The sequence below is a fragment of the Terriglobales bacterium genome, assembly GCA_035651995.1.
In the GTDB taxonomy this organism is placed as follows: Bacteria; Acidobacteriota; Terriglobia; order Terriglobales; family Acidobacteriaceae; genus DASRER01.
In genome coordinates this window covers 1-24893 of the sequence record DASRER010000007.1, presented here as the reverse complement: position 1 = coordinate 24893, position 24893 = coordinate 1, and the positions used below count along the sequence as shown (strand labels likewise).

Annotated in this window: 21 protein-coding genes and 1 tRNA gene; 7 read left to right on the top strand and 15 right to left on the bottom strand. The window is 63.5% G+C overall.

Annotated elements, in window-relative coordinates:
* Window positions 1–367: 367 nt before the first annotated feature.
* From VFA60_03950 to VFA60_03935, 4 genes are all read left to right on the top strand, one after another.
* Window positions 368–452 (top strand) — tRNA-Leu (locus tag VFA60_03950).
* A gap of 69 nt (window positions 453–521) precedes the next feature.
* Window positions 522–854, top strand: coding sequence for a preprotein translocase subunit SecG (secG, locus tag VFA60_03945; protein ID HZQ90925.1), 333 nt, complete (start codon window positions 522–524; stop codon window positions 852–854).
* Between the two features lie 622 nt (window positions 855–1476).
* On the top strand, window positions 1477–2388 hold the full coding sequence (locus VFA60_03940; GenBank protein ID HZQ90924.1) for a hypothetical protein: 912 nt from the start codon (window positions 1477–1479) through the stop codon (window positions 2386–2388).
* Between the two features lie 95 nt (window positions 2389–2483).
* The gene (locus tag VFA60_03935) at window positions 2484–4304 is read left to right on the top strand and encodes a galactose oxidase-like domain-containing protein (GenBank protein ID HZQ90923.1); all 1821 of its coding nucleotides are present in this window, start codon (window positions 2484–2486) and stop codon (window positions 4302–4304) included.
* A gap of 91 nt (window positions 4305–4395) precedes the next feature.
* On the opposite strand, the gene VFA60_03930 is transcribed toward VFA60_03935, so the two are convergent.
* Window positions 4396–4554, bottom strand: a complete 159-nt coding sequence (locus VFA60_03930) for a hypothetical protein (protein ID HZQ90922.1) — start codon at window positions 4552–4554, stop codon at window positions 4396–4398.
* 344 nt (window positions 4555–4898) lie between these two features.
* Here VFA60_03930 and dnaE point away from each other — a divergent pair, with 344 nt between their 5' ends.
* From dnaE to VFA60_03915, 3 genes are all read left to right on the top strand, one after another.
* Window positions 4899–8384 (top strand): DNA polymerase III subunit alpha, encoded by a 3486-nt coding sequence (dnaE, locus tag VFA60_03925; protein ID HZQ90921.1) that lies wholly within the window; start codon window positions 4899–4901, stop codon window positions 8382–8384.
* A 23-nt stretch (window positions 8385–8407) separates the two neighbouring features.
* Window positions 8408–9511: an acetyl-CoA carboxylase carboxyltransferase subunit alpha gene (locus VFA60_03920; GenBank protein ID HZQ90920.1), complete on the top strand. Its 1104-nt coding sequence runs from the start codon at window positions 8408–8410 to the stop codon at window positions 9509–9511.
* A gap of 95 nt (window positions 9512–9606) precedes the next feature.
* Entirely contained in the window at window positions 9607–10554 is a 948-nt protein-coding gene (locus VFA60_03915) for a GNAT family N-acetyltransferase (GenBank protein ID HZQ90919.1), read from the top strand.
* Window positions 10555–10566: 12 nt separating this feature from the next.
* Here the strand turns inward: VFA60_03915 and VFA60_03910 are convergent, their stop codons facing one another.
* The 14 genes from VFA60_03910 to VFA60_03845 all read right to left on the bottom strand — a co-directional run.
* Window positions 10567–11253: a M48 family peptidase gene (locus VFA60_03910; GenBank protein HZQ90918.1), complete on the bottom strand. Its 687-nt coding sequence runs from the start codon at window positions 11251–11253 to the stop codon at window positions 10567–10569.
* A gap of 175 nt (window positions 11254–11428) precedes the next feature.
* On the bottom strand, window positions 11429–12010 hold the full coding sequence (locus VFA60_03905; GenBank protein ID HZQ90917.1) for a hypothetical protein: 582 nt from the start codon (window positions 12008–12010) through the stop codon (window positions 11429–11431).
* The gene (locus tag VFA60_03900) at window positions 12007–12492 is read right to left on the bottom strand and encodes a hypothetical protein (protein HZQ90916.1); all 486 of its coding nucleotides are present in this window, start codon (window positions 12490–12492) and stop codon (window positions 12007–12009) included. The genes VFA60_03905 and VFA60_03900 overlap by 4 nt, the downstream gene beginning before the upstream one ends.
* Window positions 12489–13841, bottom strand: coding sequence for a tetratricopeptide repeat protein (locus VFA60_03895; GenBank protein ID HZQ90915.1), 1353 nt, complete (start codon window positions 13839–13841; stop codon window positions 12489–12491). Before VFA60_03895 ends, VFA60_03900 begins: the two co-directional genes overlap by 4 nt.
* 25 nt (window positions 13842–13866) lie before the next feature.
* Window positions 13867–16935, bottom strand: coding sequence for an excinuclease ABC subunit UvrA (gene uvrA, locus VFA60_03890; protein HZQ90914.1), 3069 nt, complete (start codon window positions 16933–16935; stop codon window positions 13867–13869).
* A gap of 426 nt (window positions 16936–17361) precedes the next feature.
* On the bottom strand, window positions 17362–17691 hold the full coding sequence (locus VFA60_03885; protein HZQ90913.1) for a DMT family protein: 330 nt from the start codon (window positions 17689–17691) through the stop codon (window positions 17362–17364).
* Window positions 17692–17859: 168 nt separating this feature from the next.
* Complete coding sequence (locus VFA60_03880) at window positions 17860–18123, bottom strand: hypothetical protein (protein HZQ90912.1); 264 nt, start codon at window positions 18121–18123, stop codon at window positions 17860–17862.
* Entirely contained in the window at window positions 18120–18440 is a 321-nt protein-coding gene (locus tag VFA60_03875; protein HZQ90911.1) for a cytochrome C oxidase subunit IV family protein, read from the bottom strand. The genes VFA60_03880 and VFA60_03875 overlap by 4 nt, the downstream gene beginning before the upstream one ends.
* Before the next feature lie 8 nt (window positions 18441–18448).
* Window positions 18449–19207, bottom strand: coding sequence for a cytochrome c oxidase subunit 3 (locus VFA60_03870; GenBank protein ID HZQ90910.1), 759 nt, complete (start codon window positions 19205–19207; stop codon window positions 18449–18451).
* A gap of 18 nt (window positions 19208–19225) precedes the next feature.
* Window positions 19226–19975, bottom strand: a complete 750-nt coding sequence (locus tag VFA60_03865) for a cytochrome c oxidase subunit 3 (GenBank protein ID HZQ90909.1) — start codon at window positions 19973–19975, stop codon at window positions 19226–19228.
* A gap of 6 nt (window positions 19976–19981) precedes the next feature.
* Window positions 19982–21739, bottom strand: a complete 1758-nt coding sequence (locus VFA60_03860; GenBank protein ID HZQ90908.1) for a cbb3-type cytochrome c oxidase subunit I — start codon at window positions 21737–21739, stop codon at window positions 19982–19984.
* Window positions 21736–22539, bottom strand: a complete 804-nt coding sequence (gene coxB, locus VFA60_03855) for a cytochrome c oxidase subunit II (GenBank protein HZQ90907.1) — start codon at window positions 22537–22539, stop codon at window positions 21736–21738. Before coxB ends, VFA60_03860 begins: the two co-directional genes overlap by 4 nt.
* Window positions 22540–22882: 343 nt before the next feature.
* Window positions 22883–24046, bottom strand: coding sequence for a cytochrome c3 family protein (locus tag VFA60_03850; GenBank protein ID HZQ90906.1), 1164 nt, complete (start codon window positions 24044–24046; stop codon window positions 22883–22885).
* A 70-nt stretch (window positions 24047–24116) separates the two neighbouring features.
* A partial coding sequence (locus tag VFA60_03845) for a cytochrome b N-terminal domain-containing protein (protein ID HZQ90905.1) occupies window positions 24117–24893 on the bottom strand: 777 nt, incomplete at its 5' end.

Below are 24893 nucleotides of genomic sequence, written 5' to 3'. Positions count from 1 at the left end.
CCGACGAACCCGACCGATGGTGTGCTTTGTGAACGTCAAAAGCGTGGACCGAATCATCTACTCCATTTTCCAGAGATTTACCCTGGAATGGAAAACCCGCACCCTCAAGCTATTTACACAAGCCGCGTGACATCACCCAGCAGCGAAGCGGTAATGACCTGTTCGAGCGAGCTGCACTCCAGATCGTTGTGCAGGGCTGACGCGACCCTCACCTCAGGAAGGCCCGCCTTGCGCCGCCGGCAACAGCTGCGGGGCAGCGGCGGCCCGGTGAGGGCGCGCGGCGGTTTGTTATAATCGCAGCTGCCTCTTGAAGAGCTGCGGAGTGTGAAGGTGCCTGCGCCGCGGTGTTGGGCGGCGGGTCTCAAGTGCGGAAGTGGTGGAATTGGCAGACACACCATCTTGAGGGGGTGGCGCCGAAAGGCATGCGGGTTCAAGTCCCGCCTTCCGCACCATCCGACTGAATTCCCGGCACGATATTCCAACGAAAGGTCCGGCGCGGGGGCGCGCTCAACCGAAAATTCATGCTGTTGATTGCGATTACGACCGTTCACATCATCGTTTGCATTTTCCTGATCGTGGTGGTGCTGCTGCAAAGCGGCAAGAGCGCCGACATTGCCGCCGCCTTCGGCGGCATGGGCAGCCAGACCGCCTTCGGCCCGCGGGGCACGGCCACGCTGCTGAGCAAGGCCACCACGTGGTCGGCCGTCATCTTCATGCTGACTTCGATCACGCTTTCGATCATGGCGTCGCGCCGCACGTCGGGTTCGGTGTTTGAGGGAACCAAGGCCGCTCCCACGCAGAGCAAGCCGGCCACGCCAGCGCCGGCGCCATCGAATCCGGCGCCGCAGAAGTAGCTCTGGCGCACCCTGGCTGTCGCAAAACCCGCCACCAAAGCGGGCCCTCTTTTTCCCGGCCGTGACCAGCAGAGCAGCTCGCACTCTGCCGTGGCAGGCGGGAGAGACACGGCAGCGCGGTGCTCATGGGTGGCAGGCCCATGGTTACCGAATGGTAAATACCTTTACCGTGCGCATGCGGAGGGGGAAACATTGGCTGCAACCCCCTGAAAACACGCCTTGCGCAGGGGAAAGCGCGGGTTCGATCGTAAGCGGGTTTGGCCCCGCGGATGCAAGCTCTGAGGCCGGCCGGCTCGCAGCGGATCGGCTGCAGCAGCAGGCGGGACCGAAAACCAGGGGAACAGCGGTTTCTCTTGCCGTGCAGCCTGATGCCAATGGGACTGCCTTTTCTGCTCCGAGCCGGCCCCTTCTCTCTTCCTCGTCTTCACCTCTTCCAGACCGGCCTCGGCCGGTCTGTTCTTTTTCCGGTGCGCCCGGTCAGCGGCGTCATGGCAAAACCGGGGCGCTTTTCCGTTCCAACTAGAATGGAGCAAGACGCTGCTTATTAGAGCGGTACGCGCTCCAGCTGAAATGCAACGGGAGCGGCTGGCGTGTCGTCTAATTGCTTAAAGGTCTGAAGCGCATGGCGAGGGAAAGGTCCATCCGGTGGTGGCACGTGACGCTGTGCGCGGCGTTGCTGGCCGGGTGTGTTTGGGCGCAGCAGCCTCCGGCGCCCGGGCTTCCCGCTTCCGCCAACGACCTGGTGCGCGAAGCGGTGAACAAGGAAGCGAAGCAGAACGATCGCAACAGCCGCTTCATGTATCGCGGCCGCAAGCAGACGCCCGAGAAGACGGAAACCAAGGAGTACGTCGAGACCAACGACGGCACCGTGGCGCGGCTGATCCAGCTGAATGACCAGCCGCTGGCGCCCGACGTACAGAAGGCCGAACAGAAGCGCTTGCAGCGATTGCTCAGCGATCCCAACGTGCAGCGCGACCGACAGCGCAAGCAGAAGGAAGACGAAAACCGGGTGACGCGCATGGTGCGGGCGTTGCCCGATGCCTTCCTGTATGAATACGACGGGGTCGAGCCCGGCAAGTACGGCGAGAGCGTAAAGCTGAAGTTCAAACCGAATCCCAACTTCAATCCCGAGACGCGCGAGCTGAAGGTCTACGAAGGCATGGAAGGGCAGATGTACATCGACCTGGCGTCGCATCGCCTGCTCCGGCTGGAAGCGCACCTGTTCCGCGACGTGGACTTCGGCTGGGGGATCCTGGGACGGCTCTATAAGGGCGGCAAGTTCGTGGTGGAGCAGTCGCGCATCGAGCCGGAGCACTGGGAGACAACAGGCCTCACCATCGACATGAGCGGCCGCGCGCTGCTGTTCAAGTCGCTGCGCTTCGACACGCGCGAAACCGCCAGCGACTTCCGCCGGGTGGCCCCCGGACTGACGCTGGCCCAGGGCGTGGAGCTGCTGCAAAAGTTCGATCCCAGCGCGCCGGTCTCGGCCAACGTGGTGGCCGGCCAGAGCGAGCGCAGCGCCGCACAGCGGTAGCCCGGCGAAAAGTTTCCGTCAGCCTTTCTTCCCCTTGACGCTTTTTCCCTCTTGACGCAATCACGATCGCTGCCGTCCCCGCTGTGTTGATTGCAGTGGACGCCGTCAGGGAGCCTTCATTAATAATTACAGCTCTCAACGTCAGCGGTTACTATCGCCGTGGCAAACGGCCCGGCATGAACTTCGGGGCCCGGATTTTTCTGAGAATGAAAAAGCTTCTAGCGCTGATTGTCATCATGCTCGCCGGATGCGGCGCCGGCGGTGGCAGTCGCGGCGATGGCAATCGTGAAGCAGCATCTGCCAGTCCGCGTTTTCAGAGGTTTCGCTTTGCGACGTTAGGGGAGTGGACAACGCTGCCCGAGCCCATGCCCATCAATCCGATCCATGCAGTCCTGCTGAACACCGGAGACGTGCTTTACATCGCGGGCACGGGAAATTGCCCTCCGGGCCAGGAGGGTTGTCCAACGGACTTTGGCTCGGCCACAGTTTGGTCGCCTGCCACCCTGACGTTTAACACCATGAAAGTCCCGTTCGACATGTTCTGCAACGGAGCGACGGCCCTGGCGGACGGTCAGATCCTGATCAACAGCGGAACCGCGACTTATGCGGCGGGCGGCGGCGGCGTGGCGATCCTTGGAGCAACGGGGGCGCACGCGCATCCGGCGCCGGGCGGGGCCATGACGGTAGCGGCAGAGAACACGCCAGGACATAAGGTGCCTCCCAACGCTGCGAGCGCGAATGACGAAAAATTCGGTGGCGAGCGCCAGTCCGCTCTTTTCGATCCGGCAACCAACCGCTTTACCCTGCTTCCGCTGATGCAGGCGGGCCGCTGGTATCCGACGACAACCTCGCTGGCAGACGGCAGCGTTTTCGTGTACGGAGGGCAGGACGAACACGGTTTCGACAACGCCCTCATCGAAATCTACCGGAACAGAATCTACACGCCGATTGTGCCCACCTGTTCCAACGCCGGCGTGGTCACCGATTGCCGCGAGATCAGGTTCACCGACAACACAGTGCCCGTGCCGGGCGCTCCGGCGCTTTATCCGCGCATGTTCCTTTTGCCGGACGGGCGCCTTCTCCATGCCGGACCGGAACCGGAGGCCTGGGTATACGACGGCAATGCGGCCCCGAATTGGCGTTTTGTCGCAAACATGCGAGTCGGGCATTACCGCACCTATGGCTCGGCGGTGATGCTGCCGCTGACGGCGGCCAACGACTACAAGCCCGTGATCATGGCGCTGGGCGGCATGGGCGACACTCCCGCGGCGACGAACACAACCGAGTTCCTCGACATGAGCCAGGCGAATCCCGTGTGGGTCAATGGCCCCCCCATGTCTGTTCCGCGGGTGGAAATGAACGCCGTGCTGCTGCCGGATGGCAAAATCCTGGCGGTAGGGGGAAGCGCAAACGACGAAGACGAAACGAGCGCGAGCCTGGGAGCCGAGATCTACGACCCGGTGACGAACAAATTCACGACGGTGGCTACGACTGCCTATCCCCACCTGTACCACAGCACGGCGCTCTTGCTGCCGAACGGCACCGTCGTCCTGAGCGGCGGAAACCCGAAACAAGGCGTTTTCGAGCCGCACATGGAAATTTATCGGCCGCCGTACCTGTTCAATGCAAACGGCACGCTGGCGACGCGTCCGCAGGTATCCGGCGTGCCGCCGGTCATTAATTATGGGAGAGCGTTCTCGATCACCGCATCGGATGTGAGCAAAGTGGTCATCATTCGCACCGGCGCCGTGACGCATTCCTTTGACATGAGTCAGAGGCTGGTAGAGCTTTCATTCGTGGGGAATATCGTGTTGGGGCCGCCGAATGGCAATATCGCGCCGGCAGGCTACTACATGCTCTTTGTGATCAACTCCAAGGGCGTCCCGAGCGTGGGACAGATGGTGAGGGTGCAGTAGGAGCCGGGATGCTTCCGCAGACATGCGGCGACGCTGCTGTAAGGAAGCGGCTTCGCTTCGAAATCAAGTCCTGAAATTCAATCTGTAACCGTCAGCGTGACGGTGAAATGTGCGCGAGCGTGCCGGAGTGCGCGTTGACGGTGACCTGCGATGTCCCGCTCGCGGTATGCGGCGAAGGAGACGAAGGCGTAGAGCCGCCTCCGCCGCCGCAGGCGACGAGCGGCAGCACGAGCGCGATAGCGACCAGCATGAGCGCAGTCCCCGCGAAGCGAAAAGATGACGTCGTGGACGCTAACTGCCAAATCGAGCTTGCCGTCGTTGTTGAAGTCGCCCACGGCAACGCCAAGTGACGCTATGGTGGAGAGGCCCACGATGTCCGATGTGCACCCAGCGCTTGCGCGGAAGAAAGGCAGAGCGCGACGACAAGGAGCCAGTGAAGTGAATAGCGCAGGCGAGGCATGGATTCTGACGTGGGCCTGAGTTGCTGGATCAATTGTGGTAGGGCTGGGATTCTGCAACACGACGACTCTCCCGGCAGGCCCCTTTTCCACAGCCGCAAACCTTCGTTCGTCCCGTTAGAATGGAACTACACCCATGTCCCAGTTCGTTCACCTGCATCTGCATACGGATTACTCGCTGCTGGACGGCGCCTGTGACGTGGACCGGCTGGTGGACCGCGTGGCCGAGCTGGGAATGCCGGCGGTTGCCGTCACAGATCACGGCAACATCTTCGCCGCGGTGAACTTCTACAACGCCGCCAAGGCGCGCGGGATCAAGCCCATCGTGGGGTGCGAGCTGTACATCTGCAAGAAAGCCGATCACCACATCGAGCGCACACCGCCTGAAGGGGACACCTACAACCACCTGCTCGTGCTGGCGCAGGACGAAGAGGGATACCGCAACCTGATCAAGATCACGTCGGAGGCGTCGCTCAACGGCTTCTACTACAAGCCGCGGGTCAGCAAGGCGTTCCTGGCCGAGCATGCCAAGGGGCTGATCGGGCTTTCGGGATGCCTGAAGGGTGAGGTAGCCGAGCGGTTGACGGAGGAAAAGTACGATGCCGCGCGCGAGGCCGCCGGGTTCTATCGCGAGCTGTTCGGCAAAGACAATTTCTTCCTGGAAATCCAGGACCAGGGGCTGGAGGCGGAGCACCGCATCCATCCGGGCCTGTTTCAGCTGGAGAAGGAAACCGGCATTCCCCTGGTGGCGACCAACGACAGCCACTACATCGGCGAGGAAGACGCGCACGCGCACGACGTGCTGATCTGCGTGCAGACGGGCAAGTCCCTGCACGATGCCAACCGGCTCAAGTTCCAGGGCAACCAGTTTTTCGTGAAGAGCGGCGGCGAGATGGCGCGCGTCTTCAAAGACGCGCCGCAAGTACTGGCGCGCACGCTCGACATCGCCGAGCGGTGCAGCCTGAAGCTCGACAAGGTCTCAAACCCGTTCCCGCCCTTCGAGGTCCCGCCCGGGTACACGCTCGACAGCTACTTCGAGCACGTGACGCGCGAGGGCTTTGCGCGGCGCATGGAGTCGCTCCGGAGGCAGAGCGCCGCGGGCAAGCTGAAACATGGCCTGGCCGAATACGAGCAGCGGCTGGCGCGCGAGATCGCCATCATCCAGCAGGTGAAGTTTTCCGGGTATCTGCTGATTGTGTGGGACTTTGTCCGGTTTGCAAAGGAGCGGGGCATACCGGTGGGGCCGGGCCGCGGCTCGGCGGCGGGATCGCTGGTGACCTATGCGCTCTCGATCACCGACATCGATCCGCTGGAGAACGAGCTGCTGTTCGAACGCTTCCTGAATCTGGAACGCGTGACCATGCCGGACATCGACATGGACTTCTGCATGAACCGGCGCGGCGAGGTGATTGATTACGTCACTCAGAAGTATGGGCGCGAGAACGTGGCGCAGATCATCACGTTCGGCACGATGGGAGCCAAGGCGGCGATCAAAGACGTGGGCCGCGCCATGGAAGTGCCCTACAGCGACCTGGACCAGATTGCCAAGATGGTCCCGAACCAGCTCAACATCACGCTGAAGGAGGCGCTGGAGACCTCGCCTTCGCTGCAAACCGCGTATGAGAACGACAACCGCATTCGCGAGCTGATCGATACGGCGATGAAGCTGGAGGGAATGGTGCGCAACTCGGGGGTGCACGCAGCCGGCGTGGTGATTGCGCCGCAGCCGCTCACCGAGCTGGTCCCGCTGCACAAGACCAAGAACGACGAAATCGTGACCGCCTTCGACATGAAGGCGGTGGAGAAGCTCGGCCTGCTGAAGATGGACTTTCTCGGGCTCACCACGCTCACGATTCTCGACGACGCGGTAAAGCTGATCGCGCAGACGCGCGGCGAGCAGCTCGACCTGAGAACGCTGCCACTGGACGACCGGGCGACGTATGAGAACGTGTTCCACAAGGGGCTGACCAGCGGCGTCTTCCAGTTCGAGTCGCACGGCATGCGCGATGTGCTGAAGCGCTACAAGCCGGACGCGGTCGAAGACCTGACGGCGCTGAACGCGCTCTACCGGCCCGGGCCGATCCAGGGCGGCATGATCGATGACTTCATCGACCGCAAACACGGGCGCAAGAAAGTGGAGTACGAGCTGCCGGAGCTGGAAGCGATCCTGCGGGAGACGCTGGGCGTGATCGTCTACCAGGAGCAGGTGCTGCAGATCGCCAACACGTTGGCCGGCTACTCGCTGGGCGAGGCCGATCTGCTGCGCCGCGCGATGGGCAAGAAAATCGCCTCGGAGATGGGGGCGCAGCGCGAGCGCTTTGTGAAGGGAGGCGTGGCGCGCGGGTATCCGCAGCGAAAGATGGAGCGCATTTTCGACCTGATGGAGCAGTTCGCCGGGTACGGCTTCGCCAAGTCGCACTCGGCGGCCTACGCGCTGCTGGCCTACCAGACGGCGTATTTGAAGACGCACTATCCGGTGGAGTTCATGGCGGCGTTGCTGACCTCGGTAACGGGAGGCACCGACGACGTGGTGAAGTACATCAACGAGTGCCGCGAGATGGGGATTGCGGTGGAACCGCCGGACATCAACGTGAGCGACGCCAACTTCACGCCGCATGGCGAGAGCATCCGCTTTGGCCTGGCGGCGGTGAAGAATGTTGGGCGCAACGCGATTGATTCGGTCGTGGCCGCGCGCAAGCAAGTGGGCCGATTCAGGTCCATTTACGAATTCTGCGAGAAGGTTGACCTGCGGCTGCTGAACAAGCGCGTGCTGGAGTCGCTGATCAAGAGTGGCGCGATGGATTCGCTGGGGCGGCGCTCGCAGCTCATGGCCGTGCTCGACAAAGCCATGGAGCGCGCGCAGAAGACGCAGCGCGACAAGGAAGCGGGGCAGCACGGGCTTTTCGGCGTGTTCAGCGACGACGCAGCGCCTGCCGCGGCGGCCAACGAAGCGCTGCCGAACATTCCCGATTGGGACGAGCACCAGCGGCTGGCGGCGGAGAAGGAGATTCTCGGCTTCTTCATCACCGGGCACCCGCTGGAGAAGTATCGCGAGAAGCTGCTCGACTTCAACGCGCTCAGCACGGAAGCCATCGCGGCGATGAAGTCTTCGACCGGCAGGGACGAAATCGTCGCCGCCGGGATGATGAGCGGCGTGCGCGTGCTCAAGTCCAAGCGCGGCGAGCTGTACGCGCAAGGGACGCTGGAGGACATGTCGGGATCGGTGGACTTCCTGTGCTTCTCCGAGTCGTTCAAGCGGCTGCAGGAGCGCCTCAAGCTCGAGGTCCCGGTGCTGGTCCGCGCGGCGGTCCGGGCGGAAGAGGGCGCGAACACCAAGCTCCTCATCAGCGACGTTACGCCGCTGGAGGAGGCAAAGCCGAAGCTACCCAAGTCACTGCGCATCCGCGTCGGGCTGGAGAGCGCCACGTCGAGCACGGTGGACGCGCTGCACTCGCTGTGCGCCGAGCGGCGCGGCGAGGCCCGAGTGTTGTTCGACGTGGAGCGCCCCGGCGACTTCATGGTGGTGATGGAGCCCGCCGGATATAATGTGCAGGCTGACCGCGCATTCATCAGCCGCGTGGAAGAGCTGTGCGGACGCGGCAGCGTCCGCGTCATTGACTGACCCGCACCACCGCAAGGTGCCGTTTGACCTCTGTTTCCACGAAGCGCGCACGCGAGTCCCGTGACCCTTCGTCGCAGGCGGCGATCGCGTCGGGGGTGCGCTTCATGGTGCAGCTGCTCCGGCTGCGTGCCGAATCTCTGTGGCAAACCGCAACCAACGGCGGTGAAAGGGAAGTGAATTTGGCGAGCAAGGCGCAAGGCGAGCTGGAACGGATCGAAAAGCAGATCGAGCAGCTCGAGCAGGCCGCCGGACAGAACCAGGACGCGCGGCGGCAGCTGGCGCGGCTGCACGAGCAGGTGAACGCTCTGCGCCAGCAGATCTACGCGCACCTGCACGCCTGGCGCATCACCGAACTGGCGCGGCATCCGCAGCGCCCTTACACGCTCGATTACGTGGAGCGCATCTTCTCCGACTGGAGCGAGATCCACGGCGACCGCGCTTTTGGCGACGATCACGCGCTGGTGACGGGCATGGCCCGCTTCCATGGGCAGGACGTGATGCTGATCGGCCACCAGAAGGGCCGCGACACCAAGCAGCGGCTGTATCGCAATTTCGGGGAGGCGAACCCGGAGGGCTACCGCAAGGCGCTGCGGGTGATGCGGCTGGCGGAGAAGTACGGCCGGCCGGTGATCACGCTGATCGATACGCCGGGCGCGTATCCCGGGATCGGCGCCGAAGAGCGCGGCCAGGCCGAGGCGATTGCGCGCAACCTGCGCGAGATGGCGCGGCTGCAAGTTCCTATCGTTGCGGTCATCACCGGCGAAGGCGGATCGGGCGGCGCGCTCGGCGTCGCCGTGGCCGATCGCGTCCTGATGATGGAGAACTCGATTTACTCGGTCATCTCTCCCGAGGGCTGCGCGTCCATCATGTGGCGCGATCCCGCCAAGAAGGACCTCGCGGCAGAGGCGCTGCGCATCACGGCCTCTGATCTGACGGAACTGGGCTGCGTGGACGGCGTTATCCCCGAGCCCGAAGGCGGCGCACACGCCGACCACGATGCCGCCGCGGCGATGCTCGATCAGGCGCTGCAGCGGGAACTGGACGCGCTGAAGGGCATTCCCGTCGAAACGCTCCTCAACAACCGCTACGCCAAGTTCCGCCAGATGGCGCGGTTTTTTACCGAGTAAGCCCACAGTCTTCAGTTCACCGTTCACGGTCAAGTCAGTCCCCGCACATCCGCGGAATTTGCGCTCGCGTCTAACCTCGAAGGCGGAGGAGAGGCTTGCGCATTGTTGTGGCCAGATCGGCGCAGGAGATGGAGCAACTGCGGGCGCCGTGGGAAGCGATGCAAGGCGCGCGCGGGGCGACCCTCTTCCAGCGCTTCGAGTGGAACCTGCTGGCAGCGCGGATTCTGGGCGAGGCGCCGCACGTGGTCTTCGCGGAGCGCGGCTCGGGCGCGGCGCTGATTCCGGCGGCAGTCCGCGGGAATTGCCTCACGCTGCTTGGCGGCGGACTGTTCGATTATCGCGACGTAATCGCCACCGGCGATGGCGCTGCGCTGCGGGCGGCGTGGAGCGAACTGGCAAGTCTGAAACTGCCGTTGCGCTTCCGTGCGGTCCGGGGCCGCCCGTCACACTGGGATGCGGCGATGCTTCGCGCCTGGAGCGGCGCGCCGGGGATCAGCAGAGAGAGGACCAGCGCGGAGCGGTTTGCGCGACAGCATGCGCGGCTGGCGCGGGCGCTGCGGCGGTTGCGAGCGGCCGGCGCGGAGCTGAGGCGTGCCGATGGAAACGCGCAGGCGCTGTTGCGCGCGATCTGGGAGCAGAAGGCAGCGCAGTTCGGCGGCCAGCGCGAAAGCGCGTTTTGCGATCCGCGCACCATCGAGTTTCTGTTAGCGGCGGCGCGCGTGAGCCCGTGTGACGTGTTCTTTCTGGCCGCGGGAACGCAGCTGGTGGCGGCGCTGGTGGCGTTTCGCGACGGCTGCGTTCGCCGCTTCTATACGACCTGGTTCGACCTTGCGTGGGCGCGGATGTCGCCCGGATCGGCCCTGGTATTTGAAGCGGCGCGGACGTCGCTGGCGGAAGGCCTCGACGCAGACCTGATGACCGGCGAGCAGCCGTTCAAGGTGCGACTGGCCACGCACTCGGTACCGCTGTTCGAGGTGAATGCGACGGCGGCGCAAGTAGCGCGGCCCGGCGGCGTGGATGAGGCGGCGACGATTGCCGCGTGAATTTCCCCGCCCTCACAGAGCCTTCAGGAACTGTTTCGCTTCCTCCAAACGCGGGAAGGTGCGCTCCTCGGCCTGAAACGCCGGCGGATGCACGCAGCGCCGGCTGCCACGCAGGCGGACCGGGTGCTTGAGGTGCAGCATCTCGTGGAAGACGATGTACTCGACCGCGTAGCGCGGGACGCGCGGGTGATCGAAGATGCGGCTCACGACGATGGCGTTGTGCGCCGGATCGTAGTGGCCGAGCGAGTTGCGAGCGCGGTCCTGGCTCCAGGTCATGAGCGGGCGGGCGAGCAGGCCGTAGAAGTGGCGCTGGTTCAGCTCGTCGAAGATGGCTTCCAGGTCCCAGACGTGTCCGCGGGGCGTGGTGATGAGTTTGCGCCCGCGGATCTGGCGCACCAGGTGCGCTTTCTGTGACATGGCGCGGCTGCCGAGGTATTTGCGATAACGGGCCGCGTGTTGCGGCTCGATCGGTTTGCGATAGAGCTTGGCCACGAGGATGTGAGCGATTGCGCGGAGGACCGGCTGCGGCGCGCCTTCCAGTAAGTCGGAGATGCGCGCGCGGACCTGCCCGTCGCGCAGGCGGATGGTGTTGTTGACGTTGGCAAAGCGGAAAAACTCGACGTGGAACGCGGGCACAGCGACGCGCGGCCGCAACTCGCGGTAGCACTCCTCAAAAATCCGGACCAATTTCGGGGCCACTGGAAAAAGAGTAGCACGGCCGTGAAAGGGCCCAAGGCGGTCCATGCGAAGGACACGCGGAGGCGTTGTGCCTGCGGCGTGCTGAACGGCGCCGGTAGCGGCAGCGCCTATAGGGAAAACAGATCCTAAGAGGCGTTGCTCCCCGGGATGACAGTCCGTGAACGGACCGTCGTCCTCAGTGATTCCGTTTGTCCTTCGCTTCTTTTGCCTTGGCTTTTTCGTCGGCCTTTGCTTTGGCGAAGGCCACGTTCTGGGCTTCCAACGTTTCGCGGGCTGCCTGAGCGCTCTGGTTCACGCTTTCGACGGTGTTTTCGAGCGCAAAGCGGAAATCGGGCGCCTCTTTGGCAAGCGTGGTATCGGCTGCTTCCTTCAGCGCGCGCAGCTTGATCTGGAGGGCGGTGTCGGCCTCGATCACGTCTTTGAGCGGGCGGCGCAAGTCGGCCTTGCGCTTGTCGTAGTCCTCCACGTTGTCGTCCATTTCGTCGACGATGGTACCCAGGTCTTCGATGAGGTCGTGGAGCTGCTTGGCGCGCTCGGCGGTGGCGAGCTTGGAGTCGGCGCGCACCTGGTCGATGGCCGTCATGCGGGCCAGGGCGTACCTGGCATAGAGCTTCAGACGCTGCGCGGGGTCCTGCGCCACCTCGCGCAGGTCCTCGACCTCTTTGGCGGTGAGGGGATCGTGGCGGCGCACTTGCGCCTGGGCGGGGACGAGCGCGAGCAATAGGACCGCGGCGATGGAGAGTTGATGGCGGTTCATGACGGCGGCGCAGCCTTGGACTTGTTTTTGTTGTCGTGGCCGAACATCTTGTCGAGCAATTGCTGGCGCAGCGCCTCGAGGCGTTCCACCATGGACTGCAGCGCGGGGCGGTCTTCGAGGGCGAGGCTGCGGCGAATGTCTTCGGTGCGGCGCTGGAGCTTCCGCAAATCGATTTCGGTGTCCTTCAAGCGCTTGCCGCTGATTCGCGCGGCGTCGGCGCCCTTTTCGGCGTCGGTGACGGCGTCTTTCACGCGGGCGTGGGCCTTGTCCACGTCGCCGTCGGTAAAGTGCTGGTTCGCTTCTTCGATCTCCAGGCGCGCGACTTCCACAAACAAGCGCGCGCGGGTCCCACCGGTGGCCGCTTCGGCGCGCTGCTTGAGTTTTTCGACGGACTCAGCCTGGTCAGCCGCGCGCAGCAGCGTGGCGCCGCCGAGCAATGTGGCGAGGGTGAGGAACAGAATTTGTGCCGGCCGTCGCATCATTTCTTCGGCTCGATGGCGATGAGGCGGTGCCGCGCCTGGAACTCCTGGTCGGGGTTCTCGCCCTTCGATACGTCGAGGAACTGGTGATAATACTGCGCCGCCTGCTTGTAGGCGCGCAGATGATCGTAGCAGGTGGCGCGCAGGAAAAAGGTGCCGGGGCCGTCGGGGACGGTGCGGGCGCGAGCGTCGAGCGCGCGGATGCACAGCTGGTAGTCCTTCGTCTCCGAACCGGTGAGGGCCAGGTTGACGAGCGCCCCAGGGTCGTTGGGCTTCAGGCTGACCGCGGTGAGCAGTTCCTGCTGCGCTTCGGCGAAGCGCTTTTGCTGCATGATGGCGTTGCCCAGAGCCGCGTGCAGGTCGCCGTCGGAGGGGAAGCGCTTTACCAGGGCGCGATAGGCTTGTTCCGCCTTGCCGTACTGCCTGGCGCTCACGTAGATGCCGGCCAGCTCGCGAAGGGCGACAGGATCGTCGGGCGCAGCCTTGAGTCCCGCTTCCAATTCGCCGGCAGCTTCCGAAGAGCGGCCTTGCGCCGCGAGCACGCGACCGAGTTGAACCCGGGCGGTGGTGTTGGCGGGCTGCTGCTCCAGGTAGCGGCGCAGCATGGCCTCGGCCTCGGGAAAGCGCTTGGTCTGCGAATAAACGTTGACCAGGCCGGCAAGCGCCTCCGAGTTCGCAGGGTCGAGTTCCAGCGCCTGCTTGTACTCGGCTTCGGCCGGAAGCCACTGGCGCGAGCGCTCCAGCGCGATGCCGGCGGCGATGCGCGGTTCCGGATCCCTGGGCGCGAGCTGGGCCGCGGCACGGTATGCCTCGACGGCCTGCGTGGTTTTCGCCGGCACATTCTGCGCTTCGAGAGCGTGCCCCAGCGCGAGCCAGGCGCGCTTGTGGCCTTCGTCGGCATTGCGAGTGGGACGCAGCGTCGTGGCGGCGCGCAGGTAGGTTTCCGCATCCGGATCGCCGGCGTCTCCGAGCAGCACGCCGAGATTCAGGTTTGACTCAAAGACATCGGCCTTGGCGCCAATCGAGTTGCGATAGGCTGAGATGGCCAGGTCGCGCCGGCCGGTGGCGCTGAGAACGAATCCCAAGTCGAACCAGGCGCGGTAGTCCTTGGGGTCTTCGGCGGTGGCGGAGCGAAGCAGCGGCTCGGCGGCGGCGTAGTCCTTGCGCGCGATGGCTTCTTCGGCCTTGTCCACCGCGCTGACCGCGGCCGGCGCGGGCTCTTCGACGCGCACCTTGCGGCGCGTGCTCGAGCCTTGAGAACCGGACGATTGCTTGGCGGCGCTTTGCGGGACGGCGTCGGCCGATGGCGTAAGCAATGCCAGCGCGGCGAGAAGAAAGACGCAGCAAGCCACGTCTCTACGACGAGCACGGGTAATCTTACTTGCGTGCGTTGGCATGCGAGTTGGCGTCACGATCGCGGTCGGCCGACACCGATGCCGGCGCCGGCCGTGAGCCGGCCTGGACAGGCTTGCCGCGGTTGTTCCCGCGGTCATTTCCGCGGTCAGGGGCCTGAGCCGGGCCGTCGTGAGTTCGTGAGCTGCCGTTCTTACCTAAGATGCGCGCCAGCCACTTTCCGGTGTATGAGCGCGGGTTCTTTGCCACGGCTTCGGGAGGGCCGGTCGCGACCAGGCGCCCGCCACGGTCGCCTCCTTCAGGACCAAGGTCAATCACCCAATCGGCCGTCTTGATGACGTCGAGGTTATGCTCGATCACGACGATGCTGCCGCCGGCATCGATCAGGCGGCGGAAGGCGGCGAGGAGCTTGGAAACGTCGTCGAAGTGGAGGCCGGTAGTAGGCTCGTCGAAGATGTAGAGCCTGCGCGGACGCTGTTTGGCCTCTTCGGGATCCACCGGACGCAGGGCGTCGCGCGTGGGCTGGAGGTGCGCGGCCAGCTTCATGCGCTGGGCCTCGCCGCCGGAGAGCGTGGTGGCCGACTGGCCCAGCCGCAGGTAGCCGAGGCCGACTTCGTCGAGCACGCGCAGCTTGTCGTTGATTTTGGGCGCGCCGGCGAAGAATTGCATCGCCTCTTTCACGGTGAGGTTGAGCACGTCGAAGATGTTCTTGCCCTTGTAGCGGACGTCGAGCACGTCGGCCTTGTAGCGCGTGCCCTTGCACTCCTCGCAGATGAGTTCCACGTCGGCGAGAAACTGCATCTCTACCGTGACGGCGCCGTCACCCTGGCAAGCCTCGCAGCGTCCGCCGGGGATGTTGAAGGAGAAATGGCCGGCGGTGAAGCCCCGCTTTTGCGCTTCGGGCTGCGAGGCGAAGAGCTCGCGGATGGCGTCGAACGCCTTGATGTAGGTGACCGGGTTGGAGCGCGGCGTGCGCCCGATCGGCGACTGGTCGACGAGGACCACGTCGTCGATGAGCGCGCTACCCTCGATGCGGTCGAGGCAGCCGTCGGGTGCGGCGACGGCGCCGGGCTCCTTCTTCTCGGCGGCGAGCGCGGCGTACAGCACGTCGTGAACGAGGCTGGATTTTCCCGAGCCCGACACGCCGGTAACGGCGACGATCATGCCGAGCGGGATGGTGATGTCGATCCGCTTCAGATTGTGGGCGCGCGCGCCGATCACCTTGAGCTGGCGCGGGCCGGGCTTGCGGCGCGCGGGCGGAAGCTGAATCTTCAGATCGCCGCCGAGGTAGCGTCCGGTGAGCGAGTTGTGCGCGCCGCGGATTTCGTCGTAGGTGCCGGTGGCGATCACTTTTCCGCCATGCTCGCCGGCGCCGGGGCCAAGGTCGAGGATGCGGTCCGACGCCTTCATGATCTCGGCGTCGTGCTCCACGACCAGGATCGTGTTTCCCAGGTCGCGCAGGTCGTGCAGGATCTTGATGAGGCGGGCGGTGTCGCGGCTGTGCAGGCCGATGGAGGGCTCGTCGAGCACGTAGAGCGTGCCCACCAGGCGCGAGCCGAGCGAGGTGGCGAGCTGGATGCGCTGCGCCTCGCCGCCGGAGAGCGTGGAAGCGAGCCGGTCGAGCGTGAGGTACTCGAGACCGACGTCGTTGAGGAAGCGCAGCCGGTCGCGGATTTCCTCCAGCAGCTTGTCGGCGATTTCGGCTTGTGCGGGCGTGAGACGCACGTCTTCAAAGAAGAGCGCGGCCTCGTCCACCGTCATGGCGCAGACTTCGCAGATATTCTTGCCGGCAATCTTCACCTGCCGCGCCTCCGAGCGCAGGCGCGAGCCGCGGCAGTCGGAGCAGACCGAGTATCCGCGATAGCGGCTGAGAAAGACGCGCACGTGCAGCCTGTACTTCTTGCGCTCCAGGTGCGCGAAAAAGCCGCGGATGCCGGGATACTTGCGGTCGCCCTCGAAGACCATCTCCTGCTGCGCGCGTGTCAGGTCCGCCCAGGGAACGTCGAGGGGGATGTCGTTCGCCTTGGCGAAGCGCTTCAGTTCGGCGGCGAGCACGCGGTACTTGGGCTTGGTGAAGGGCTCGACGGCGCCCTCGTTCAACGTGCGCGACTTGTCAGGGATGACGAGGTTCGGGTCGAAATCGATCGTGTTGCCGAAGCCCTGGCAGCGCGGGCAGGCGCCGTACGGATTGTTGAACGAGAACAGGCGCGGCTCGGGCTCTTCGTAACGCAGGTGGCACTGCTTGCATTCGAAGCGATGCGCGAAGCGCCGCCGCTGCGGCGCGCCTTCGCCCTCGCGCGGGGCGGTTTCGATGACGATCTCGCCGGCCTCGCGGTAGCCGATTTCAACCGCGTCCACCAGGCGCGAGCGGCCTGCGGCGTCGCCCGGCGCGACGGCGATGCGGTCGATAAGAACAAACACCGGCTGAGAGAAGTCGACATCGAGCAGGGACTCGGGCGTGGAGAACTCGAAGACCTGGCCGTTCTGGAACAGGCGGTTGAAGCCGCGTTTGCGCAGCTCGAAGAGGCGCTCTTTCAGCGCGTCGGAGACCGGCTCGGGCGCGGCGGTCTTCGACTTCTTCGCGCGCGGCTTCTTGTCGGCGTCGCCGGCGCGCTGCGCGGCCGAGAGCGGGAAGAGCACGTTCAGGCGCGTTCCTTCCGCCAGAGACAGGACGGCGGCGGCGACGTCGTCTACCGTGTCGCGGCGGACTTCGGCGCCGCATTGCGAACAGAACGTCTGGCCGACGCGCGCGAACAGCAGGCGCAGGTAGTCGTAGATTTCGGTCGCGGTGGCGACGGTGGAGCGCGGGTTGCGCGTGGAGTTCTTCTGCCGGATGGCAACCGCGGGGGCGATGCCGTCTATCAGCTCGACGTCCGGCTTCTCGATGCGTTCGAGGAACTGGCGGGCATAGGCGGAGAGCGATTCGACGTAGCGGCGCTGGCCTTCGGCGTAGACCGTGTCGAAAGCGAGGGAAGACTTGCCCGAGCCGGAGACGCCGGTCACCACCGTCAGGGTGTTATGCGGAATCTCAAAGTCAATGTTCTTGAGGTTGTGGACGCGCGCGCCACGGACGACAATGCTCTCGTTCGACATCACCAGGGGGACCGTCAGGCGTGCCGCGTCCTGCAGGCAAAAGCGCGCCTACGGCGGGGTGCGGCAGGGCCGTGGAATCTTTTGATTATAGCGGAGATGAGGGCGGTGGTTGACCTTGAGGCGGCGTGCGGGTGGCGAAGCGCTCACAGCCGATTCCCGCGCCAATCATCGCGGCAAGCGCCGCGGCCAGCTCAATGAGGAGCACAACTGTCGAGGCCAGGGCGAGGTCAACCACTGCGAATGCTCCGACGCCGCCCAGAGAGCAGATCAGCACCCCCGTGACGATCCTCAGAACAGTGCTCACTGCCTACGCCTCTAGATCTACAGTTTGTACTCCACCGGGAGTGCAGCGGTGGCAGTAGGGATCCTTCGACTCCGCACGAGATGAGCGCAGGTCATCTCGTGCTCCGCTCAGGATGACTGTTCTTACCACTTCTTGAAGATCACAAATACCGCCCCCACAATCATCGCGAAACCCACCAGATAGTTCCAGCGAAACTGTTCCTTCAAATAAAAAACCGAGAAGAAGGCGAAGACGGTCAGGGTGATGGCTTCCTGGATGGTCTTCAATTGGGCGGTGGTGAATTCGTAGGAGCCGATGCGGTTGGCGGGGACCTGAAAGCAATACTCGAAGAAGGCAATGCCCCAGCTGATCACGATCACCTCGAACAGCGGGGCGCTGCGGTGCTTGAGGTGTCCATACCAGGCAAAGGTCATGAAGATGTTGGAGAGCGTAAGGAGGAGGACGGTGGTCATGTAGAGATGCTGCCTGAGGTCTTCGATTTTGTCATCCTGACGCGAGCGCGTAGCGTGAGTCGAAGGACCGCTAGCTCACCTGAAATGTACGGGCGCCATAGGGACCCTTCGACTGCGCACACGATGAGCAAAGCCCATCGTGTGCTTCGCTCAGGATGAGTCTGGGAATTATTGTGGCGAGGCGCCTTCTGCAGAGTCGCGCCGCGCTTCCCGCGCCTCATTCCTCGACTTGTACTTCAGGGCCACGCCGACCAGCACGGCCATCATGCCGACCGGGGGCAGCAGCAGGAAGATAACGCCGCGGCTGATGGCGCGCTGTCCCTTGGCGCCGGCGCCGGCGGCGGAGGTGATGCACATGGAGCAGCCCTGTCCCAGCGCGGCGGGGGCGCTGAGCATGAGGAGCAGGGCGGTGGTGGCGAGCAGGCGTTTCATCGAGTGGACGTGCCCAGTTCCAGTATACGCAGTGCGTCGGGGAAGAAGGTGAACATCAGCACCAGACAAGCCACGAGCGCCGACATGAGCACGATCTTCATGGGGCCGTACTCATATTTCAGGTGCATGAAGTAGGCGATGATCAACCCTGCTTTCACGATGGAGAGCGCCAGCAGGATCTCCAGCATGTGGATCGGGGTGAAGAACTGGTTGTAAGCCAGCCAGACCTCGATGGCGGTGAGCACCAGCAGCGCCGCCCACACAACATAGAACTGCTTATTGCTGTGACTCCCGGTGACTGCTTCAGCGTGCGCCATCGTTTCTCCTAAAGAATCTTGGTCGACATCAGGTAGACCAGCGGAAAGATGAACATCCACACCAGGTCCACGAAGTGCCAATACAGTCCGGCAATTTCCACGTCGTGCGCGTCGTAAACTTTCGGTTTCAGGAACAAAATAACGGCGGAAATCGCCGCCACCAGCAGCAGCACGTGAATGCCGATGTGGAAGACGTTGGTGGCCGGCGTCAGCAGCCATCCCAGCAGCCAGATGCCCAGCAGGATGGGTATCCACTTCTTGCGCAGCGCTACCACGCCCAGGTAGCACACGCCGATGGTGACGTGCAGCATGTGCATTCCGGTCAGGGTGAAGAAGGTGCCGCCGAATTGGGGAACATTTTTTGCCCAGGGATTGCTGAAGGGCCGCAGGCCTTCGGCGATCAGCCCGCTCCACTCCTTGGCGTGCAGCACCACAAACAGCGCGCCGAAGAACATGGTGGCCAGCAGCCACTTCACCGTTGCCTTGTGGTCGCCTTTCTTGGAAGCGAGCACGCCCAAAACCATGGTCAGCGAGCTGGAGAGCAGGCAGACGGTCATGATGGTGGCGTTGACAATGCTGGCCTTGCCGAAGGGCGTGGGCCAGTTGGGGGTGGAGATGCGGCCGTAGGAATAGGCGAACAGCAGCGCGCCGAAGGTCAGGGAATCGGAAAGCAGGAACAGCCACATTCCGATTTTTTTGGAATAGGTGCCGAACAGCGACGGCTCATAAGCTCCCGCTACGCTGTGTTGCACCGCAACATCGGCCATTGTGCCAGCCTCCTCGTGCTAATGCGCAATTTCCAGCAAGGCGAATATGTACAGCCACAGCAAAGCCATGAAATGCCAGTACCAGGCGGTCACATCTATGACGATGTGGCGGTTCTCCGGCGGCCGCTTCATCCAGAAGGTCACCGAGGCATAGAGCAGCGCCACAACTCCGCCCAGCAGGTGGAGAGCGTGCATTCCCGTCAGCAGGTAAAAGAAGGAGCTGCTGGGGTTGCCGGAGAGAAAAAATCCGCGGGCTTCCATCTGCCGCCAGGCGAGCACTTGTCCGACCAGAAAGGCGAGTCCCAGAACCACGGTCAGGCCCAGCCAGGGAAAGCCGCTGGGTTCATCGTCGGCGATGCCGGGCATGGCGGTGACCGGCGCGATCACGGCCAGCCGCGCCGCCTGCCGGCGGGCGAATTCCATGGTCACGCTGCTGACCAGCAGAAAGCAGGTGTTGATCACCAGCAGCAGCACGGGCAGGCGCACCGGCGCCCAATCATTGATGTAGCTGTTGGTGCGCAGGTCCCAGGAGGACATTCCCTGGCGCACCAGGTAAGCGCTGCTGAAAGCTACGAACAACATCACGATGGGGGCGATGCCCACCGCCAGCCCCAGGCGGCACCGGCGCAGGCGTTCTCCGTAATCGGGAGATTCGTCGCCGCGACCGCCGCCACCCCCGCCTCCGCCGGGATAGCGGGGAATGTCCCCGCTCCCGCCGCCGCGGCGTTTGGGCTGCTTAACCGTCAGGGTCGGAGTCAATGTGGCCATACCAATCTAGTGCGCAGGCACGGGGGCCGGATCGGTCTGCATGATGTAATCCTTGGCTGCACCCGGCACGCTGTACTCATAGGGTCCGTGATAAACCACCGGGGTGACGCCGCCAAAGTTGTCGTGCGGGGGCGGCGTGGCCGTGGTCCACTCCAGGGTTGTGGCCTCCCAGGGATTCTGGGCAGCCTTCTTGCCCTTCTTCATGCTCCAGAAGAGATTGAAGAGGAAAATCAGCTGCGCGGTTACGGTGATGATAGCAGCGTAGGTGATGAACTTATGGATGGGCAGCAGCGGCGCCAGGTACTTGACCTCGGTAAATTGCGAGTAGCGCCGGGGATTGCCCGCCATGCCCAGGTAGTGCATGGGCATAAAGATGCAATAGGCGCCGATGAAGGTGAACACGAAGTGAATTTTTCCCAGGGTCTCGCTCATCATCCGCCCATACATCTTGGGGAACCAGTAGTAGGTTGCGGCAAATATGCCGAAGATGGCCGCCACACCCATGATCAGGTGGAAATGGGCTACGACGAAGTAGGTGTCGTGCAGGGGGATGTCAATGGCCGGCTGCGCCAGGAAAGGGCCGCTCAAGCCGCCGGAAACAAAGAGGGAAACGAAGCCAATGGCAAACAGCATGGGCGTCGTAAAGCGGATTTTGCCCTTCCACATGGTGCCCAGCCAGTTGAAGGTCTTGATGGCGGAGGGCACGCCGATGGCCATGGTCATGAAGGAAAAGGCAAAAGCCGAGTAGGGGCTCATGCCGCTCATGAACATATGGTGGCCCCAGACCATGAATCCAAGAACCCCGATGGACATCATGGCGTACACCATGGCTTTGTAGCCAAATATAGGTTTACGGGAGAAGGTGGAAAGCAGCTGCGAAGCCACGCCCATTCCCGGCAGGATGGCGATGTACACCTCGGGGTGGCCGAAGAACCAGAACAGGTGCTGCCATAGCAGGGGCGAGCCGCCGCTATGGGCCACCGGTTCGCCGCTGACCATCAGCCCGCCGGGAACGAAGAAGCTGGTGCCCAGGTTGCGGTCCATGAGCAGCAGGATGCCGCCGGCCAGGAGCACGCCGAACGCCAGCAGGCCCAGGATGGCGGTAATGAACCACGACCAGCAAGTCAGGGGCATGCGCATCAGGGTCATGCCTTTAGCCCGCAGGTCCAGAGTGGTGGTGATGAAGTTGAGCGCGCCCATCATGGAGGCGACGCAGAACAGGGCGATACTTATGAGCCACAAGTCTTCGCCCAGGCCTTCACCCGGCCCGGCCAGGGGAATGGAGCTCAGGGGCGGGTAGTTGGTCCATCCGGAAAGCGGCGCCCCGCCGGCCACGAAGAAAGCGGAGATCATCACCGCGAACGACAGAAACGTGGTCCAGAAAGACAGCATGTTCAGGGTGGGGAAGGCCATGTCCGGCGCCCCGATCTGGATGGGCAGGAAGTAGTTGCCGAAACCGCTCTGCGGCGCCGTCGTCAGCACGAAAAACACCATGATGGTGCCGTGCATGGTCATCAGGGTCAGGTACTGCTCCGGCTTGATGGCGCCGAAGAAGGGGATGGACGCGTCCGGCCAGACCATGTGGATGCGCATGGCCAGGGAGAGAATCATGCCCACGCATACCGCACTCAAAGCCAGGAAATAGTACTGGATGCCAATGACTTTGTGGTCCAGACTGAAGACGTATTTGCGGATGAAGCCGGTGGGCGCGTGTCCGTGAACCGTGCTCGGTGCCGCGCCAGCTGGGCCGTGTGCCTGAGTCATTGTTTCTCCGCCTCCCGTGCCGCCAACCATTTCTGGAAATCCTGCTCGCTCACCACGCGCATGATGCCGTGCATCTTGTAGTGTCCCAAACCGCACAGTTCGGCGCAGGCTATCTCGTAATCGCCGGTCTGCTCGGGCCGGAAGTGCATGTGGATCATCAGCCCGGGCACTGCGTCCTGCTTGAAGCGCATGGCGGGAACAAAAAAGCTGTGAATCACATCCTGGGAACGCAGGGTTAGGTCCACCTCGCGATTGACCGGCAGCATCAGGACGCCGCTCACCACGTCATCCTTGGAAGCGGGATCGTTGGAATCCACTCCCAGGGCGCTTAGGCCGCCCAAAGAAGCGTCTTCCAGTTCGGGGCGGGTGGCGCCGAATTTGTTATCCGCGCCGGGATAGCGGAAATACCAGGCGAACTGCAGCCCGCTAACTTCCACTTTCATGGCGCCCTGGTCGGCCGGTTCAAAACGCTCGGCCGCCCAGATGGGACTGCCGATGGCATTCAGTCCCAGGAAAAGGATGGCGGTCAGCACCGTCCAGGTCAGCTCCATCTTGTTGTTGCCGTGCGAGTAGCTGGCCCTGGTATCTCCGCCGCGGTCGCGAAAACGCCAGACGAACAGGCCCAGCGTTACCTGCGCCATGATGAAGACCACACCCATGAGAATGAAGGTGAGGTGCCATTGGTGGTCAATGTAGGGAGCGCTTGCTGAAATTGCGTGCGGCCACCAGGCATGAGCAACGAAGAAGTAGGAACTGAAGAAGGTGATCAGCCAGATAATCAGCAGAAGTGCCAGGCCCATCCCCTTGCCTCCCAGGTTCGAAGTTTCCCTGCCAAGCCCTAATTGGAACTGTGCCACGACCCCATTAGCTTTTGGGCGGGAAGTGTATCACAAGGGAGCGTGAGGGAAGCAAGGGAGATGTAGAACGGGGAGTCAGGAGTCGGTAGTCGGGAGTCAGCCGGCAGAATTCAAAGGTTCAGCGATATGGCTCGTGCACATCAAATCGCCCGCATCAGAATGAAGGCCTCATGCTGAGGCGCTTCAGCGCCGAAGCATCCGGCGTGCAGCACCGAAAAATTCGGGAATGCGCTATGGCAGGGGTGGCTCCAGGCTTCGCCGAATCCTGCCGGCTCCCGACTCCTGACTACCGACGCCCGTTTTTCTCTATTTCCTTGATGTAGAGCCGCAGCGCCACCACGACAAAGACGATCGCCACCAGCGACATGCCCAGCCCGGTGCGCCGGTAATCGCGCTCACGCAGGGAGGCCTGGCCTTCGCCGTAAGTCTTGGCGGTTATTTTCAGGCCGGACTCCACGTCCGCGTGCACAGGAGTGGCGGCGAAAGTGTGCACGCTCACTCGCGCCTTGGTGAGCGCATCGCGGGCCTGGTCCAACTCCAGGCGCGCCTGGCTTACTTCCATGCCCGAAGATTCCGCCTTGCTGAGGACGTGGTCGGAGCGGGTGATGGAAGTTTCCAGGCCAAGAATCTGCTGCTGCATGTCGCCCGCCGCCCGGTAGCCGGCATCGCCCTGGGTGTGGCAGTTGGTGCAGACCGACTGTGCGCCTGTGCCCAGCATGGTGTCGCCCGGTTTGCTGATGCCGTGATTGCTGTGGCAGGTGACGCAACCGGGCAGCCCCGCGGAGGCAAAAGCCGCCTTGTGCGGGCTGGCCTCAAAAAGCTGGGCCTGAAAAACGTGGCAGGTGGAGCAAACGTTGGCGACTGAACCCACACCCGGAGGCGTGGCGCCATGGTTGCCGTGGCAGGTGGTGCAGGTGGGCGCGCTCAGGTCGCCGCGCTCCACCAGCGCCTGGTGGTGCACGCTGGTTTTATAGGCGGCGTACTGGTTGGTGGGAATTTTGTAGGCAGCCATGTACTGCGCGTCGGCATGGCAATGCGAGCAGGTGGCGGCGATGTTGAGGGGATGCACCTTGGAGCGGGTGTCGCTGGCCGGACGCAAGTCGTGCACGCCGTGACAATCGGTGCAGACCGCCACCTTGGTGTCGCCCGCCGCCAGACGCTTGCCGTGAACGCTGGTCTGGTACTGGCTGAGCTGGTCAGTGCGCAGAGAGGGATTGTACTGGCGGATGAAGCCAGGATCGGAATGGCAGGAGCCGCACAGCTTGGGCACCGCGGCGCGATCAATTCTGCCTTTGAATCCGGCAGCCTTGCTCATGGCGCTATCGTCGCTCTTGCTGGGGTCGCCGCCGTGGCAACTGGCGCAGGTCAATCCTTTTTGCGCGTGGATGTCCTGGGCAAACTGCTCCTGGGTGACGTGCAGTTCGCCCTCCAGCGCGGAATGGCAATCCACGCAGCTGTTGGGTTGCTGCGCTTGCGCCACCGCAACTGCGGTTGTAAGTAGCAGCACCGCGCCGAGGCTCTTATTTCGCCACATAACCGTACGCCGTCATCATTCCCATGTAAGCCACCACGAACATCGCCGCTCCTGTAATCAAGCGCTGGCTGCGCTTGGTGCCGTCCAGAAAGGGCACCAGCACCCAGATGAATCCGGCCAGGGAAAAGGTCAGGATGCCCACCACCTCGCCATCCAGTATGCCCAGTTTGGCGGGAATCATTTTTAAAGTCTGGAACATGAACAGGAAGTACCATTCCGGCTTGATGCCGGCGGGCGCGGGAGCAAAGGGGTCGGCCTTGGTGCCCAGGCCCCAGGGCGAGAAGGCGGCCAGCCCGCCCAGCACGCCCAGCGCGATGTACCAGGCCATCAGTTCGCGCAGGACAAAATTGGGGAAGAAACGCATCTCGCGCTTCTCCTGAGGCAGGGCCCGCCATTCCGGCTCGATGCGCGCGGGCACGCTGATGCCGAAGCGCTGAATCAGCAGCAGGTGGAGACCGACCAGCAGGGTGGTTAGCCCGGGGAGCACGGCCACATGGAAGCCGAAAAAGCGGCTGAGCGTGGCCCCGGTCACCTCATCGCCGCCGCGCAGGAACACCATAAGCCGGTGGCCTACGAAAGGCACCTGCCCGGCGATATCGGTTCCCACCTTGGTGGCAAAAAAGGCCAGCGTGTTCCAGGGCAGCAGGTAGCCGCTGAAGCCGAAGCCCATGGCCAGGAACAGCAGCAGCATGCCGCTAACCCAGGTCAGTTCCCGCGGTTTGCGGTAGGCGCGCAGAAAGACCACGCTGAACATGTGCAGGAA

What these genes read in the sequence shown, in the direction of transcription:
- coxB (HZQ90907.1), bottom strand. Translation starts at nt 22,539, where the DNA reads ATGGGCCTGGCACTTCTGCTGATTATCTGGCTGATCACCTTCTTCAGT.
- VFA60_03870 (HZQ90910.1), bottom strand. Translation starts at nt 19,207, where the DNA reads ATGGCCGATGTTGCGGTGCAACACAGCGTAGCGGGAGCTTATGAGCCG.
- uvrA (HZQ90914.1), bottom strand. Translation starts at nt 16,935, where the DNA reads ATGTCGAACGAGAGCATTGTCGTCCGTGGCGCGCGCGTCCACAACCTC.
- VFA60_03860 (HZQ90908.1), bottom strand. Translation starts at nt 21,739, where the DNA reads ATGACTCAGGCACACGGCCCAGCTGGCGCGGCACCGAGCACGGTTCAC.
- VFA60_03940 (HZQ90924.1), top strand. Translation starts at nt 1,477, where the DNA reads ATGGCGAGGGAAAGGTCCATCCGGTGGTGGCACGTGACGCTGTGCGCG.
- VFA60_03900 (HZQ90916.1), bottom strand. Translation starts at nt 12,492, where the DNA reads ATGATGCGACGGCCGGCACAAATTCTGTTCCTCACCCTCGCCACATTG.
- secG (HZQ90925.1), top strand. Translation starts at nt 522, where the DNA reads ATGCTGTTGATTGCGATTACGACCGTTCACATCATCGTTTGCATTTTC.
- VFA60_03885 (HZQ90913.1), bottom strand. Translation starts at nt 17,691, where the DNA reads ATGACCACCGTCCTCCTCCTTACGCTCTCCAACATCTTCATGACCTTT.
- VFA60_03880 (HZQ90912.1), bottom strand. Translation starts at nt 18,123, where the DNA reads ATGAAACGCCTGCTCGCCACCACCGCCCTGCTCCTCATGCTCAGCGCC.
- dnaE (HZQ90921.1), top strand. Translation starts at nt 4,899, where the DNA reads ATGTCCCAGTTCGTTCACCTGCATCTGCATACGGATTACTCGCTGCTG.
- VFA60_03905 (HZQ90917.1), bottom strand. Translation starts at nt 12,010, where the DNA reads ATGAACCGCCATCAACTCTCCATCGCCGCGGTCCTATTGCTCGCGCTC.
- VFA60_03865 (HZQ90909.1), bottom strand. Translation starts at nt 19,975, where the DNA reads ATGGCCACATTGACTCCGACCCTGACGGTTAAGCAGCCCAAACGCCGC.
- VFA60_03875 (HZQ90911.1), bottom strand. Translation starts at nt 18,440, where the DNA reads ATGGCGCACGCTGAAGCAGTCACCGGGAGTCACAGCAATAAGCAGTTC.
- VFA60_03930 (HZQ90922.1), bottom strand. Translation starts at nt 4,554, where the DNA reads ATGCTGGTCGCTATCGCGCTCGTGCTGCCGCTCGTCGCCTGCGGCGGC.